A 14,980-nucleotide genomic window follows, 5' to 3' on the forward strand; every position below is an offset into this window, starting at 1 on the left:
AACGGCGGGCATTGTACCCCATGCCCGCCGCACGCTCAGAGCCAGAAACGCAGGCCGACCACCCAGGCGCCCTCCTCGTCATGCCCGCCCGCCGCGCGCAGCCAGTCACCCGAGCGGCCATAGGTCTTCTCCCAGACATAGCCGGCATAGGGCGAGAATTGCGGACTGGCCCGATAGTGCAGGCGCAGCCCGGCCTCCAGGGTGCTGCCACCAGCGCCGATGCCCAGGTCGCGGTCGTCGTCCAGGGCCAGGTCGTACTCCAGCTTGGGCTCCAGGGCCCAGCGCTGGGTCAGCAGCAGCTCGTACTCGGCATCAACGCGCAGCGAGGCGTCGCCGCGCTCGCTGAGGAACAGGTTGGTATCCAGCTCGACCCACTGCGGCGCCAGGCCCTTGAGGCCGAGCACCGCATAGCTGCGCACCGGCCCCGGCTGGTCGTCGTGGCGCAGGCCGGCTTGCCAGTCGAAGAACTCGGAAGCCATGCGCCGATACAGCAGCTGAGTCTCGCTGGAATCGGTCGGCCCGCCCTCTGCGCGCTCGCCGCTGCTTTTCAGCACCGCCTTGTGCAGGTCGTTGCCGTAGGTCGCCTCCAGCTCCCAGGCCAGGGCCTGGTCGTCGCCGTCGAAACGCTGCTCCAGGTGGTCGACGGCCAGTTTGGCCACCGGCATGGCGTCCATATGCTGTTCCATGGCCAGGGCCGGAGCGGCCAGCAGCAGGCCAAGGGCGAAATTAATGGTGCGCATGTTCGCTCTCCTTGGCGGCCGGCTGTGCGTTGTAGAACGGCTGGGCGCTGCCATCCGCAGCCTCCACCACTATCTTGCGGAACATGCCGCTGGCCATGTGGTAGATCAGGTGGCAGTGGAAGGCCCACTCGCCCATGGCGTCCACCGGCACGTCCACCTCCAGGCTCTGCCCGGGCGCGACGTTGACCACGTGCTTGAGCGGGTTGAAGCGGCCGTTGCCCTTGTCCAGCTGCATCCACATGCCGTGCAGGTGCATGGGGTGGTTCATCATGGTCTGGTTGACGAAGCGGAAGCGCACCCGCTCGCCGTATTTCAGCCGGATCGGCTCAGCCTCGGAGTACTTCACCCCGTCGAACGACCAGAAGTAACGCTCCATGTTGCCGGTCAGCTTCATCTCGATGGTGCGGTCCGGCGCGCGGTAGCCAGCGGCCGGGCGCATGGCCTTGAGGTCGCCGTAGACCAGCACGCGCCCGCCATCCACCGGTTCGGGGGCCACGCCGCTGCCGGCGGCATAGTCCGGGTTGCCGGCGGGCGCCATGGCCGAATGATCCATCCCGGCCATCTGCGAGTGATCCATGCCCGCCATGGATCCATGGTCCATGCCGGCCATATCGTGGCTCATGCCCATGTCACCCATGCTCAGCAGACGCGGCGCCCGCAGCGGCGGCGCTTCGGCGCGCATGCCGTCACGCGGCGCCAGGGTGGCGAGGGCCTGGCCGCGACGGTCCATGGATTCGGCGACCAGGGCGTAAGCCCGGCCTTCCTTGGGCTGGACGATCACGTCGTAGGTCTCGGCCACCGCCATGCGCAGCTGGTCGACCACCACCGGCTGCACATCGTTGCCGTCAGCCTGCACCACGGTCAGCGGCAGGCCGGGAATGCGCAGGTCGAAATAGCTCATGCCCGAGCCGTTGATGATGCGCAGGCGCACCCGCTCGCCCGGCTTGAACAGCCCCGTCCAGTTCTGCTCGGCGTCACGGCCGTTGACCAGGAAGCGGAAACCGCCGACGTCGGCGATGTCGGTCTTGGCCATGCGCATGTTGCCCCAGTCCCAGCGGTCCTTGACCGTGGCGCCCAGGCCGTCGCGGGCCACGTCGCGGAAGAAGTCGCCGAGGGTCTGCTGCTGGTCGTTGTAGTAGTCGGCCTGCTTCTTCAGGTTGGCCAGGGTGCGCTCGGGCTTCTCGTCCTGCCAGTCGAACAGCAGCACGGTGTACTCGCGGTCGTAGCGGTACGGCTCGCGCGCCTTGGGCTCGATGATCAGCGGGCCGTACAGGCCCTCCTGCTCCTGGAAGTCGGCGTGGGCGTGGTACCAGTAGGTACCGGACTGGTTGAGGGTGAAGCGGTAGGTGAAGGTATCGCCCGGCGCGATGCCGGGGAAGCTGATGCCCGGCACGCCGTCCTGGGTGTAGGGCAGGATGATGCCGTGCCAGTGCAGTGCGGTCATGCGGTCGAGCTTGTTGGTGACGGCGATCTCCACCGTCTCGCCTTCCTGGAAGCGCAGCTCCGGCGCCGGACTCTGGCCATTGATGGTCAGCGCCGGCCGGCTGCCGTCGCTGAAGCGCACCTCGCCCTCGTCGATCACCAGTTCGTAGCGCCCGGCCTGGGCGCCCAGGCTCAGGCCCAGCAGCGCGCAGAACAGCAGACGCCTCACGGCTGTACGTCCAGCTTGCCGGCCATGCCGGCCTGGTAATGCCCAGGCAGGTTGCAGGCGAACTCCAGGCCGGTGGCCTGCTTGAAGGTCCAGGTCAGCTCAGCGCTCTTGCCCGCGGGGATCAGCACGCTGTTAGGGTCGTCATGGCTCATCTGGCCGTGGTCCATGCCGGCCATGTCGTGGCCCATCTTCGAGTGGTCCATGGCCTGGATGCCATTCTCACCGAGCATGCCCATCTGCTGCATCATCAGCATCTGCTTCTGGTGCTCGGCATGCATGGCGGCATCGCCCAGGCTGAACTCGTGGAGCAGGCTGCCCTCGTTCTTCAGCACGAAACGCACCGTCTCGCCGGCCTTGACCTGTACCGAGGCCGGCTCGTAGTACATGTCGCCCAGCACTATCTCGACGGTGCGGTCGGCCTTGGCCGCCGCAGCCGGTTGGCCGAAGGAGAATTGGCCGCCATCGGCCAGGGCCGGCAAGCTGAGGGCGCACAGCAGCGGCAGGAAGAAACGTGCGGACATGGTCGAACTCCATCGTGGTTTTTCGCCACTCTAGAGAGCCGCCGCTGGCGCTAAGCTGACGCGAAGATTACATCTCTGTCAGCTTCGCCCCGCCCTACCCTCGACTGACGTATAAAGCCGACCGCCAATGCCATGAGTCCATCCATGAAGCTGCTAATCGTCGAAGACGAACCCAAGACCGGCCAGTACCTGCGCCAGGGCCTGGCCGAGGCCGGCTTCGCCGTGGAGCTGACCCAGGACGGCCTGAGCGGCGAGCACCTGGCGCTGACCGGCGACTTCGACCTGCTGATCCTCGACGTGATGCTGCCCGACCGCGACGGCTGGCAGATCCTCGCCAACGTGCGCGCGGCAGGCCTGGGCGTGCCGGTGCTGTTCCTTACAGCCAGGGACGCAGTCGAGGACCGGGTGCGCGGCCTGGAGGCCGGCGCCGACGATTACCTGGTCAAGCCCTTCGCCTTCACCGAGCTGCTGGCGCGGGTGCGCACGCTGCTGCGTCGCGGCGCCAGCACGCCGCAGGAACACCAGCTGCAGCTGGCCGACCTGAGTCTCGACCTGCTGCGCCGCCGCGCCGAGCGCGCCGGCAAGCGCATCGAGCTGACCGCCAAGGAGTTCGCCCTGCTGGAACTGCTGCTGCGCCGCCAGGGCGAGGTGCTGCCCAAGTCGCTGATCGCCTCGCAGGTGTGGGACATGAATTTCGACAGCGATACCAACGTCATCGAGGTAGCCATCCGCCGCCTGCGCGCCAAGGTCGACGAGGGCTTCGCCGCACCGCTGATCCACACGGTGCGCGGCATGGGCTATGTGCTGGAGGCGCGCGGTTGATGTCTCTCGCCAATCGCCTGGCCCTGCTGTTCGCCGCCTGCGCCGCCGCCGTGGCGCTGGTCGCCGGCGCCCTGTTCACCCGCGCCAGCGAGGCGCACTTCGTCGAACTGGATCAGCAGCAGCTGCAGGGCAAGCTGGCGGTGTTCGCCGAGCTACTGCAGGGCGTGACGGACAGCGAGAGCCTCGCCGCGCGCCGCCCGCAGCTGGAACAGGAGCTACAACGCCACCCCGAGCTGGCCCTGCGCATCCAGGGCGCGGATGGCCAACTGTGGTTCACCAGCCAGCCGCTGCTCGCCCACCTGCCCCAAGGCGACGAACAGATCGGCCGCTGGCAGCACCAGGGCACCGATTTTCGCGTGATCGAGGAACAGCTGGACGGCGGCCTGCGCCTCAGCCTGCTGCTGGATATCACCCACCACCAGCACTTCCTGGCCCGGATGCAGCGGCTGATCTGGCTCTGCGTCGGTCTCTCGGCCCTGGCCACCGCATTGCTGGGAGCCTGGGTCGCCCGCCGTGGCCTGCGCCCGCTACGGCAGATGACCGGCGTGGCGCGGCAGGTCTCGGCGCAGTCGCTGACTGCGCGCCTGCCACTGGAGGGTATCCCTACCGAGCTGCGCGAACTGGGCGAGGCCTTCAACGCCATGCTGGCCCGCCTGGAAGACGCCTTCGCGCGGCTCTCAGCCTTCTCCGCCGATATCGCCCACGAGCTGCGCACGCCGCTGTCCAACCTGCTGACCCAGACCCAGGTCACCCTCGGCCAGCCGCGCGAGCTGGCGGACTACCGAGAAGCGCTGCACTCCAATCTGGAGGAGCTGCAGCACCTGGCGCAGATGGTCGGCGACATGCTCCTGCTGGCCAAGGCCGACAACGGCCTGCTGCAGACCCGCCGCGAGCCGCTACTGCTGGAGAGTGAACTGACGGCGCTGGCCGACTATTTCGCGCCGCTGGCCGAGGATGCCGGGGTGAGTATCCAGATCGAGGCCGAGGGCACGCTGATCGCCGACCGCCTGCTGCTGCGCCGCGCCCTGTCCAACCTGATCGACAACGCCCTGCGCTTCACCCCGGCCGGCGGCGAGCTGCGCCTGGGCGCGACAGCAACGCGGATCGAGGTGGCCAACCAGGGCACGGAGATCCCCTTTGATCTGCGCGAGCGTCTGTTCGACCGCTTCTACCGCGCCGACCCAGCGCGCCGCGAAGGTGGCGCCGAGCACGCCGGCCTGGGCCTGGCCATCACCCGCTCCATCGTCCAGGCCCACGGCGGCAGCATCCGCTGCGAGTCCACAGGTGGCTGGACGCGCTTCATCATCGAGCTGCCAGCGGCCTAGGCCACCGCAGGCGCAGCCTCTTCCAGGCGGATCGGCCGCCAGCGGCGCAGCAGGGTATAGAGCGTCGGCACCACGAACAGGGTGAAGAAGGTGCCTACCAGCAGGCCGCCGACTATGACCATGCCGATCTGCTGGCGACTCTCGGCACCGGCGCCGGTGGCGATGGCCAGCGGCAGCGAGCCGAGAACCATGGCGCCGGTGGTCATCAGAATCGGCCGCAGGCGCTGCACCGAGGCCTCCAGCACCGCCTCGCCCAACTCGCGACCCTCGCGCAGCAGGTGATTGGCGAACTCGACGATGAGGATGCCGTGCTTGGTGATCAGCCCGATCAGCGTCACCAGCCCCACCTGCGAGTAGATGTTGAGGGTGCCGCCGAACAGCTTGAGCGCCAGCAGCGCGCCGGCCATCGACAGCGGCACGCTGAACAGGATGATCAGCGGGTCGAAGAAGCTCTCGAACTGCGCCGCCAGCACCAGGAAGATGAACAGCAGGGCCAGCACGAAGATCAGCGCCACGCCGCTCTCGGAGTCTTTGAAGTCGCGCGAGGTGCCGGTGTAGTCGAACTGGGTGTCCGGCGGGAAGATGCCGACCGCGGTGTCTTCCAGGTGGTCCAGCGCCTCGCCCAGGGTAAAGCCGGAGCCGACGTTGGCGGTCACCGTCACCGCGCGCAGCTGGTTGAAGTGGTTGAGCTCGCGCGGCGCCACCGTCTCGCGCACGTCGATCAGGTTGGAGAGCTGCACCATGTTGTCGTTGCGCCCGCGCACGTAGACCCGGTTGAGGTCCTCGGGGTTGCTGCGGTCTACGTCCTGCAGCTGCACCAGCACGTCGTACTGCTCGCCGTTCTGTTTGAAGCGGGTCACCTGGCGGCTGCCGAACAGACTCTCCATGCTGCGGCCGATGGTGGCCACGTCGGTGCCCACCGCCACTGCCTGCTCACGGTTGACCGTGACCTTGAGTTGCGGCGTGTTGAGCTTGAGGTCGGTGTCCAGGCTTTCCAGTCCCGGATAACCGCGCACCTCGTCGAGCAGCTTCTCGACATAGGGCTGCAGCTCGGCGTACTCCAGCGAGGAGCGAATCACGAAGTTGACCGGCTGGTTGCGCGCACTCTGCCCCAGCGGCGGGCGGTTGATCGGGAAAGCGCGCACGCCGGGGATGTCCTGCAGCTTGGGCAGCAGCTCGTCGCGGATCTCGAATTGGCTGCGCTCACGCTTGTCCCAGTCCTCCAGCTTCATGAACGACAGGCCCTGGGCCACGGTGGGGAAGCCGACGATGACCATGTAGCGATTGGTCTCCGGCACCGACTCGTAGGCCGCCTCCAGCTGCCGCGCATAGTGGCTGGTGTAGCCGACCGTGGCGCCATCGGGGCCGTTGATCGAACCGACGATGGTGCCGGTGTCCTCGGTCGGCGCCAGTTCGCTGCGCAGGCCGCTGAACAGCCAGGCGCACAGCAGCAGGATGATCACCAGCAGCGCCGCCACCGCCCACCAGGCACGCAGGGTGCGCTCGAGCAAATGGCGATAGTTGTAGGTCAGGCCGTTGAGGAAGCCTTCGATCAGGTTGTACACGCGGTTGTGCTTCTGCTGCGGCACATGGGCCTTGAGCAGGTGACCACACATCATCGGCGACAGGGTCAGGGCGACGAAGCCGGACACCAGCACGGCGCCGGCCAGGGTCCAGGCGAACTCGGTGAACAATTTCCCGGACGTGCCCTGCATGAAGCCGATCGGTGCGTACACCGCGGCCAGGGTCAGGGTCATGGCGATCACCGGGAAGGCGATCTCGCGGCTGCCGATGAAGGCCGCCTGCATCGGCTTCATGCCCTGCTCGATATGCCGGTGGATGTTCTCCAGCACCACGATGGCGTCGTCCACCACCAGGCCGATGGCCAGGACCATGGCCAGCAGGGTCAGGGTGTTCACCGTGAAGCCCATCAGCGCCATCAGCGCGCAGGCGCCGATCAGCGACACCGGGATGGTCACCAGCGGAATCAGGGTGGCACGCAGCGAACGCAGGAACAGGAAGATGATCAGGATGACCAGGATCACCGCTTCCCAGATGGTGGCCTGGACGTTCTTGATCGACTCGCGGATGAACAGCGAGTTGTCGTTGGCCACCGCCATCTCCATGCCCTCGGGCAGCAGCTTGCGAATCTCCGGCAGCGCCTCCTCGAGGCCATCGGAGATTTCCAGCGGGTTGGCCGTGGCCTGCTTGATCATGCCCACCGCCACCGCCGGGCGGCCCTTGAAGCGCACCACGGTGCGCTCGTCGGCGGCGCCGATCTCTGCATGGCCGACGTCGGCCAGGCGCAGCAGGTAGCCGCGCGAGTCGTCGAGGATCAGTTGGTTGAATTCCTCCGGAGTCTTCAGGTCGGTTTCCGACAGCACGGAAAACTCGCGCTGCACCGACTCGATGCGCCCGGCAGGAATCTCCACGTTCTGCCGGCGCAGGGCGTCCTCCACGTCCTGCACGGTGAGGTCGTGGGCGGCCAGCTTCTCCGGGTCGAGCCAGATGCGCATGGCGTAGGTGCGCGCACCGCGGACCTGCACCTCGGACACGCCGGGGATGATCTGCAGGCGATCCTGCACCACCCGCTCGATCACGTCGGTGATCTCCATGGCGGAGAAGCGCTCGCTGTAGAAGGCCAGCCAGATCACCGGCTGGGCGTCGGCCTCGACCTTCTGCACCATCGGCTCGTCGATCTCGTCCGGCAGCAGGCTGCGCACCCGACCCAGGCGGTCACGCACGTCGTTGGCCGCCTCGTCGGAATTGGTACCGAGGCGGAACTGCGCGGTGATCTGGGTGTTCTCCGAGCGGCTGATGGAGCTGACGAAGTCCAGCCCCTCGATGCCCGACAGTACGTCCTCGATCGGCTGGGCGACCTGCGACTCCATGATCTCCGGGCTCGCGCCGGGATAGATGACGTTGACCGTGACGATCGGCACGTCGATGTTCGGGTACTCGCGCACCGCCAGGCGCTGGTAGGCCAGCAGGCCGAGCAGCACGATGATCAGCGACAGCACGGTGGCGAACACCGGCCGGCGGATGCAGATGTCGGAGAGGGTCATGCGCCTTCACCGCGCGGAACGGTGCGCACCTCGCGCCCCGGGGCGACCTTCTGCCAGCCGGCACTGATCACCGTCTCGTCGCCCTGCAGCCCCTCCACCACCTCGGCGCGGCCACGCAGGCGCTGGCCGATGCGGATCTGTCGGCGCTCGACCTTGCCAGCCACCACCAGGTTGACGAACAGCAGCTGGCCCATGGGCATCACCGCCTCTTCCGGGATCACCAGGGCCTTGGGGCGCTCGGCGAGGATCACCGAGACCTTGACGAACTGGCCGGGCTTGAGGCGCCGGTCGGTGTTGCTGACCTGGGCGCGGATGGCCTGGCTACGGCCGACCTCGTCCAGGCGCGGGTTGAGGGCGATGATCTGGCCGATGAAGCGCTCGCCGACGTAGGCATCCAGCGACAGCTCCACGCTCTGCTCGACGTGCACTTGGCTGGCCGCCTTCTGCGGCACGCGGAAATCCACCTTGAGCGGGTCGAGTACTTCCAGGTTGACGATGTCGTCGCCGGCATTGAGATAGTCGCCTACGCTCACCTGGCGCAGGCCGAGCACGCCATCGAAGGGCGCGCGGATCTGCGTCTTGTCCAGGCGCGCCTGGGCCAATGCCAGGCTGGCGCGTGCCGCCTGTTGCTGCGACTGCGACTCGTCGAGGGCCTGGGCGTTGCTGGCGCCACGTTTGAACAGCAGCTGATTGCGCACGAAGCTCTTCTCGGCCAGCCCCAGGTTGGCCTGGGCCTGAGCCAGCTCGGCACGAGCGATGGCATCGTCCAGGCTAACCAGCAGGGTGCCGGCCTTGACAGCTTCACCCTCGCGGAAATGCAGGCTGGCCACCCGGCCCTCGACCTCCGGGCGGATGGTCGCCGACTCGTCCGAGCGTAGCGAACCGAAGGTGATCAGCTCGTCGCGCACCAGCGTCCGCTCCGGCGTGACGACTTCGACCAGTGGCGCCTGTTCGGCCATCACCAGGCCATTTCCGAGCAGGCCCAGGAGCAGCGGCCACAGCATGCGACGGACAATCATCCAACTTGCCTCTTGGAATCGTACTGAGCGGGAAGTCTAGCGATTCTGCCCTCGCCGAATCGTCAGCGACATGTAAAAACGGCGCCACGCTGTGACGCCATGTTTCCCACCAGTACCGCCGCTTACTGGCGCATGCCCCTGCCGCTCTTCAGCAGGCGGATGCAGACGATGTACAGGATGCTGCTGGCCAGCAGCATCATGCCGATGGCGATACCGATATTGATGTCGGACACGCCGAGGATGCCGTAGCGGAACGCGTTGACCATATGCAGGATCGGGTTGGCCAGCGACACCGTCTGCCAGAACTGCGGCAGCAGGCTGATCGAGTAGAACACCCCGCCCAGGTAGGTCAGCGGCGTCAGCACGAAGGTCGGCACGATCGAGATGTCATCGAAGTTGCGCGCGTACACCGCGTTGATGAAACCGCCCAGGGAGAAGGTGATGGCTGTCAGCAGGATCACCAGCACCGTCACGCCCAGGTGATGCACCTGCAGGTGGGTGAAGAACAGCGACAGCAGCGTGACGATGAAGGCCACCGCCAGGCCGCGCAAAGCGCCGCCGATGGTGTAGCCGATGAGGATGGTGTGCGGCGATACCGGCGACACCAGCAGCTCCTCGACATTGCGCTGGAACTTGCTGCTGAAGAAGCTCGACACCACGTTACTGTAGGAGTTGGTGATCACCGACATCATGATCAGCCCCGGCACGATGAACTCCATGTAGCTGAACTGGCCAACACCGCCGACCTGGCTGCCGATCAGGCGGCCGAAGATCACGAAGTACAGGGCCATGGTGATGGCCGGCGGCACCAGGGTCTGCGGCCAGATGCGCATGAAGCGCCGTACTTCGCGGCGCACGATGGTCTGCAGGGCGACCCAGTTGGAGGCGAGTTCCGGGCTCATTGCGCCACCTTCGCCAGGTTCTTCTCGACCAGGGACACGAACAGCTCCTCGAGACGGTTGCTCTTGTTACGCAGGCTCAGTACCTCGACCTTCTGCGCCGCCAGCTGGCGGAACAGTTCGTTGACGCCCTGGCTCTTCTCCACCTGCACCTCCAGGGTGTGGTCATCGACCATGCGTGCCGGGTAGCCGACCAGTTGCGGCATGACCAGGGTCGACTCCTTGAGGTCGAGCAGGAAGGTCTCGACGTGCAGGGTCTTGAGCAGGTCCTTCATGCTGGAGCGCTCGACGATGCGGCCGTGGTCGATGATGCCGATGTGGCGGCAGAGCTGCTCGGCCTCCTCCAGGTAGTGGGTGGTGAGGATGATGGTGATGCCCTGCTGGTTCAGCTCGGTGAGGAAGCCCCACATCGAGCGGCGCAGCTCGATGTCCACGCCGGCCGTGGGCTCGTCGAGGATCAGCAGGCGCGGCTGGTGGATCAGCGCGCGGGCGATCATCAGCCGGCGCTTCATGCCGCCGGACAGCTCGCGCGAGGCGTTGTCGCGCTTATCCCACAAGCCGAGCTGGGTCAGGTACTGCTCGGCACGCTCCTTGGCCTGCTTGAGCGGAATGCCGTAGTAGCCGGCCTGGGTAGTAAGGATGTCGAAGCACTTCTCGAACTGGTTGAAGTTGAACTCCTGCGGCACCACGCCCAGGCAGCGCTTGAGGCCGGAGGGGTCGCGATCGAGGTCATGGCCGAACACCTCGACCGAACCGCCGCTCTTGTTCACCAGGGTGGAGAGGATGCCGATGGTGGTCGACTTGCCGGCGCCATTGGGGCCCAGCAGGGCGAAGAAATCGCCTTCGGCGACATCGAGGTCGATGCCCTTAAGGGCCTGGAAGCCGTTGGCGTAGGTCTTGGTCAGTTGCCGGATGGACAGCGCGGAACTCATGAGAGATAGCTACTCAGCAAGGGGAAGGCTTAGATAAGGCTCAGGGCGAGCAATTGCAACCATTCGTTGCAGGGTAGCCTGCCCGCCTCCGCCCCAGGAAAAAAGCCCGGCGGGCTGATGTTAACTATCGAATTTCTTTATGCCCGCCACTTCGGACTGCAGATCACCACGTAGAAAGGCCGAACCCTCCTCGAACAGATGCGGATAGCAGCAGCGCAGATGATCGAAGAACAGCTCCAGCGGCAGCTCGTCGAACTGACCGTGGTCGACCAGGTACTCCATGTAGCGCTCGCCATCGCTGTTGAACGGGTGGAACACGCTGTCGCTGCGCCCATCGAATTCCAGCGGCGCCACTTTGAATATCTGGCACAGCGCCAGGTTGAAGGCCGGCGTGGCCTTGACCCATCGACCCTCGATGAACAGCTCGGTGTAGCCGTGCATGGCGAACACCTCGCTACGCAGCATCTCGATCAAGCGCGGGGTGGACAGGTGGTTGCGCACGTCGGCCAGGCCGATGCGCGCCGGTATGCCGCAATGCCGGGCGCAGGCAGCCAATAGCAGTGCCTTGGGCACGCAGTAGGACTCCCCCGCGGCCAGCGCGTGGCTGGCCTTGAGGGTGTCGTGGTCGGCGCTGAACACGTAGGGGTTGTAGCGAATCTGGTCGCGCACCGCGTAGTACAGGCTCACTGCCTGCTCACGCGGGTCGCGGCTGGTGCCCCGCGAACGTTCAGCGAACTCGACTACCCTGGGGTGGTCACTATCCACGAAGCGGCTGGGAAGAAGACTGGGCTGCATCGAGACTCTCCTGAGACTTGGCCCAGTCTATCCAGCCCCACCGAGCCGGAGAGACGACGATCCGGCCAAGCTCGCCGGCCTTAGCGCCAAGCCGGCCTCAAGGAGGATTGCGCATGCTCGCTGTCTGGTTGCTGATTCTGTTGTTCGGCGTCGCCTATCTCGCCTACTCCCGCATCGCCCCCCTGCCCGGCCTGGGCCTGGTGGCCGCGTACCTGATCCTGCTCGGCCTGTTCGGCGATGCCCCGGACTGGCTGGAGCTGGTGCTCTGGCTGCTGTGGCTCGGCGTGGCCATTCCCATCGCCCTGCCCGAACTGCGCCGCAAGCTGATCACCGGCCCGCTGTTCGGCTGGTTCCAGAAGGTGCTGCCGCCGATGTCCGCCACAGAGCGCGATGCCATCGAGGCCGGCACGGTGTGGTGGGATGGCCAGCTGTTCAGCGGCCGCCCGGACTGGCAGGTGCTGCTCGACTACCCCGCCGCCAGGCTCAGCGAGGAGGAACAGGCCTTCATCGACGGTCCGGTGGAAGAACTGTGCGGCATGGTCAGCGACTGGGAGATCGGCCAGCAGCTGGATCTGCCCGAGAAGGCCTGGCAGCACATCAAGGGCAACGGCTTCTTCGGCCTGATCATTCCCAAGGAATACGGCGGCAAGGGCTTCTCCGCCTACGCCCACTCGCAGGTGGTGATGAAGCTGTCGACCCGCTCCGGCGACCTCGCCTCCACCGTGATGGTGCCCAACTCCCTCGGCCCGGCCGAACTGTTGCTGCACTACGGCACCGACGAACAGCGCCAGCACTACCTGCCGCGCCTGGCGCGCGGCGAGGAAATCCCCTGCTTCGCCCTCACCGGCCCGCTGGCTGGCTCCGATGCCGGCGCCATGCCGGACACCGGCATCATCTGCAAGGGCCAGTGGAATGGCGAAGAGGTCATCGGCCTGCGCCTGAACTGGGAGAAGCGCTATATCACTCTTGGTCCGGTCGCCACCCTGCTCGGCCTGGCCTTCAAGGCCTACGACCCGGACCACCTGCTGGGCGAGCAGGAGGAGCTGGGTATCAGCCTGGCGCTGATTCCGACCGACACCCCCGGCGTGGAGATCGGCCGCCGCCATCTACCCTCAGGCGCCGCCTTCATGAACGGCCCCAATGCCGGCAAGGACGTGTTCGTGCCGCTGAGCTGCCTGATCGGCGGCCAGGAATACCTCGGCAAGGGCTGGATGATGCTGATGAACTGCCTGTCCGTGGGGCGCTCCATCTCCCTGCCCGCCGGCGGCACCGGCGCGGCGAAGATGTCGGGCCTGGTCAGCGGTCAGTACTGCCGCGTGCGCGAGCAGTTCGGCGTGCCTCTAGCGGCGTTCGAGGGCATTCAGGAGGCACTGGCACGCATCGCCGGCAACGCCTGGATGATGGACGCCGCGCGCACCCTCACCGCCAGCGCGGTGGACCTGGGCGAGAAGCCCTCGGTGCTGTCGGCCATCCTCAAGTACCACCTAACCGAACGCGGCCGCGAGTGCATCGGCCACGCCATGGACGTGCACGGCGGCAAGGCCATCATCATGGGCCCGAATAACTACCTGGCCCGTGCCTGGCAGGGTGTGCCGGTATCGATCACGGTCGAGGGCGCAAACATCCTCTCGCGCAACCTGATGATCTTCGGTCAGGGCGCGATTCGCTGCCATCCGTTCGTGCTGGATGAAATGGCCCTGGCCGGTCGCGAGGATCATGAGCAGGCGCTGCTGGAGTTCGACGAGCTGCTGATGAAGCATGTCGGCTTCGCCGTCGGCAACGCCGCCGGCACCCTGCTCCACGGCCTGACCTGCAGCCGCTTCGGCAACGTGCCGGGCGACAACCTCAGCCGCCCCTACTTCCGCGCCCTCAATCGCCTGGCCGCTGCCTTCGCCCTGCTGGCCGACAGCACCATGATGCTGCTGGGCGGCGAGCTGAAGCGCCGCGAACGGTTGTCCGCACGCCTCGGCGATGTGCTCAGCCATCTTTATCTGGCCAGCGCCGCGCTCAAGCGCTATCACGACCTGGGTAACCCTGAGCCGCTACAGCCGCTGCTGCGCTGGGCCCTGGAGGAGAACCTCGGCCTGGCCGAACAGGCGCTGGAGGAGTTGCTCGGCAACTTCCCCAACCGCATCTTCGGCTGCCTGCTGCGGGTGCTGGTCTTCCCCCTCGGCCGCCGCCATCGTGGACCGAGCGACGAGCTGGACGCCGAAGTCGCGGCGATTCTCGGACGCACGCGCGGCGACCTGGCCTTGGAAAGCCTGCTGGACGGCTGCTACCGGCCACGAGGAGCGGACGATCCGGTGGCGGCGCTGCAACGCGCCGTCGACCTGCTCGATGGTAGCGCCGATACCCAGCGCAAGTTGCACAAGGCGCTCAAGTCCGGCCTGCAGGCGCGCCCTGGCGAGCATGAAATCGACGCTGCGCTACGCAAACAGCTGCTGGACGCACAGGAAGCGGAGCAGCTGCGCCAGGCCGAGGCCGCGCAGCGCAAAGTCATAGATGTCGACGACTTCGCCAAGGAGGATCTCAAGCTGAGTCGCGGCAAGGTGCGCTGAGCGGCGGTTCGGGACAGCACGGGCGCGGAGACTTATACTCCGCGCCCGTTTTCGTTTTACAGGACACCCGCCATGGCCACTGCCTACCTCGACCACCACCTCGCCCTGCTTGCCCACCTGCGCGGAATCCTGGTCGCCCTAGGCGAAGCCGAACAGGTGGAGGACGACACCCACGCGCTGTTCCTCGAGCGTTTCGACGAGCTACTGGCACAGCTGCCGGTCGACCCGGAGAGCAGCCAGTACCTGGGCCAGGACATCATCAGCCAGGTGTTCCACCGCTACCCGCAGATCGCCCACCTGGTACCGCGCGACCTGCTGTGGTTCTTCGGCGGCGACTGCCTGCACTTCATGCCGGACGAAGAGATCGACATGTTCCAGCGCCTGGATGAACGCCGCTTCGAGGCCGAGGAGAACGACGAGCCGTTCGACTGGAACCGCGAGAAGCAGTTGCTGGCCCTGCCCGACGACAGCGCCAAGCACTGATCGCCAGATACGCAAAAGGCCCGCCGGCAATGCCGAGCGGGCCTTTTTTCATGGTGTAAATCGCGCACAAACGAAAACGCCACCCGATTGGGTGGCGTTTCGTGAATTTGGAGCGGGAAACGAGACTCGAACTCGCGACCCCGACCTTGGCAAGGTCGTGCTCTACCAAC

Annotated in this window: 12 protein-coding genes; 4 read left to right on the plus strand and 8 right to left on the minus strand. The window is 66.4% G+C overall.

Going from position 1 to position 14,980, the window contains the following annotated elements; genetic code table 11:
• Positions 1-35: 35 nt before the first annotated feature.
• The 3 genes from PTT45_RS00455 to PTT45_RS00465 are packed head-to-tail and all read right to left on the minus strand — an operon-like array spanning position 36 to position 2,912.
• On the minus strand, positions 36-740 hold the full coding sequence (locus tag PTT45_RS00455) for a copper resistance protein B (RefSeq protein WP_273810894.1): 705 nt from the start codon (positions 738-740) through the stop codon (positions 36-38).
• Entirely contained in the window at positions 727-2,391 is a 1,665-nt protein-coding gene (locus PTT45_RS00460) for a copper resistance system multicopper oxidase (RefSeq protein WP_273810895.1), read from the minus strand. The genes PTT45_RS00455 and PTT45_RS00460 overlap by 14 nt, the downstream gene beginning before the upstream one ends.
• A complete protein-coding gene (locus PTT45_RS00465; protein WP_273810896.1) occupies positions 2,388-2,912 on the minus strand; it encodes a cupredoxin domain-containing protein in 525 nt (174 codons plus the stop codon). Before PTT45_RS00465 ends, PTT45_RS00460 begins: the two co-directional genes overlap by 4 nt.
• Positions 2,913-3,056: 144 nt before the next feature.
• Here PTT45_RS00465 and PTT45_RS00470 point away from each other — a divergent pair, with 144 nt between their 5' ends.
• On the plus strand, positions 3,057-3,734 hold the full coding sequence (locus PTT45_RS00470) for a heavy metal response regulator transcription factor (protein ID WP_273810897.1): 678 nt from the start codon (positions 3,057-3,059) through the stop codon (positions 3,732-3,734).
• Positions 3,734-5,059, plus strand: a complete 1,326-nt coding sequence (locus PTT45_RS00475; protein ID WP_273810898.1) for a heavy metal sensor histidine kinase — start codon at positions 3,734-3,736, stop codon at positions 5,057-5,059. Before PTT45_RS00470 ends, PTT45_RS00475 begins: the two co-directional genes overlap by 1 nt.
• On the opposite strand, the gene PTT45_RS00480 is transcribed toward PTT45_RS00475, so the two are convergent.
• The 5 genes from PTT45_RS00480 to PTT45_RS00500 all read right to left on the minus strand — a co-directional run bounded on the left by PTT45_RS00480 (position 5,056) and on the right by PTT45_RS00500 (position 11,769).
• Complete coding sequence (locus PTT45_RS00480) at positions 5,056-8,124, minus strand: efflux RND transporter permease subunit (protein WP_273810899.1); 3,069 nt, start codon at positions 8,122-8,124, stop codon at positions 5,056-5,058. The genes PTT45_RS00475 and PTT45_RS00480 overlap by 4 nt on opposite strands.
• Positions 8,121-9,143: an efflux RND transporter periplasmic adaptor subunit gene (locus tag PTT45_RS00485; RefSeq protein ID WP_273810900.1), complete on the minus strand. Its 1,023-nt coding sequence runs from the start codon at positions 9,141-9,143 to the stop codon at positions 8,121-8,123. Before PTT45_RS00485 ends, PTT45_RS00480 begins: the two co-directional genes overlap by 4 nt.
• 122 nt (positions 9,144-9,265) lie before the next feature.
• Positions 9,266-10,045, minus strand: a complete 780-nt coding sequence (locus PTT45_RS00490) for an ABC transporter permease (RefSeq protein ID WP_273810901.1) — start codon at positions 10,043-10,045, stop codon at positions 9,266-9,268.
• Entirely contained in the window at positions 10,042-10,974 is a 933-nt protein-coding gene (locus tag PTT45_RS00495) for an ABC transporter ATP-binding protein (RefSeq protein WP_273810902.1), read from the minus strand. The genes PTT45_RS00490 and PTT45_RS00495 overlap by 4 nt, the downstream gene beginning before the upstream one ends.
• Positions 10,975-11,094: 120 nt before the next feature.
• Entirely contained in the window at positions 11,095-11,769 is a 675-nt protein-coding gene (locus tag PTT45_RS00500) for a transglutaminase-like domain-containing protein (protein WP_273810903.1), read from the minus strand.
• 113 nt (positions 11,770-11,882) lie between these two features.
• On the opposite strand from PTT45_RS00500, the gene PTT45_RS00505 reads away from it, so the two are divergent.
• Together PTT45_RS00505 and PTT45_RS00510 are read left to right on the plus strand one after the other, a co-directional pair.
• Positions 11,883-14,327 (plus strand): acyl-CoA dehydrogenase, encoded by a 2,445-nt coding sequence (locus PTT45_RS00505; protein WP_273810904.1) that lies wholly within the window; start codon positions 11,883-11,885, stop codon positions 14,325-14,327.
• 72 nt (positions 14,328-14,399) lie between these two features.
• The gene (locus PTT45_RS00510; protein WP_273810907.1) at positions 14,400-14,810 is read left to right on the plus strand and encodes a PA2817 family protein; all 411 of its coding nucleotides are present in this window, start codon (positions 14,400-14,402) and stop codon (positions 14,808-14,810) included.
• The last annotated feature ends 170 nt before the right edge of the window (positions 14,811-14,980 follow it).

This window comes from Pseudomonas sp. Gutcm_11s (assembly GCF_028649395.1).
Taxonomy (GTDB): Bacteria; Pseudomonadota; Gammaproteobacteria; order Pseudomonadales; family Pseudomonadaceae; genus Aquipseudomonas.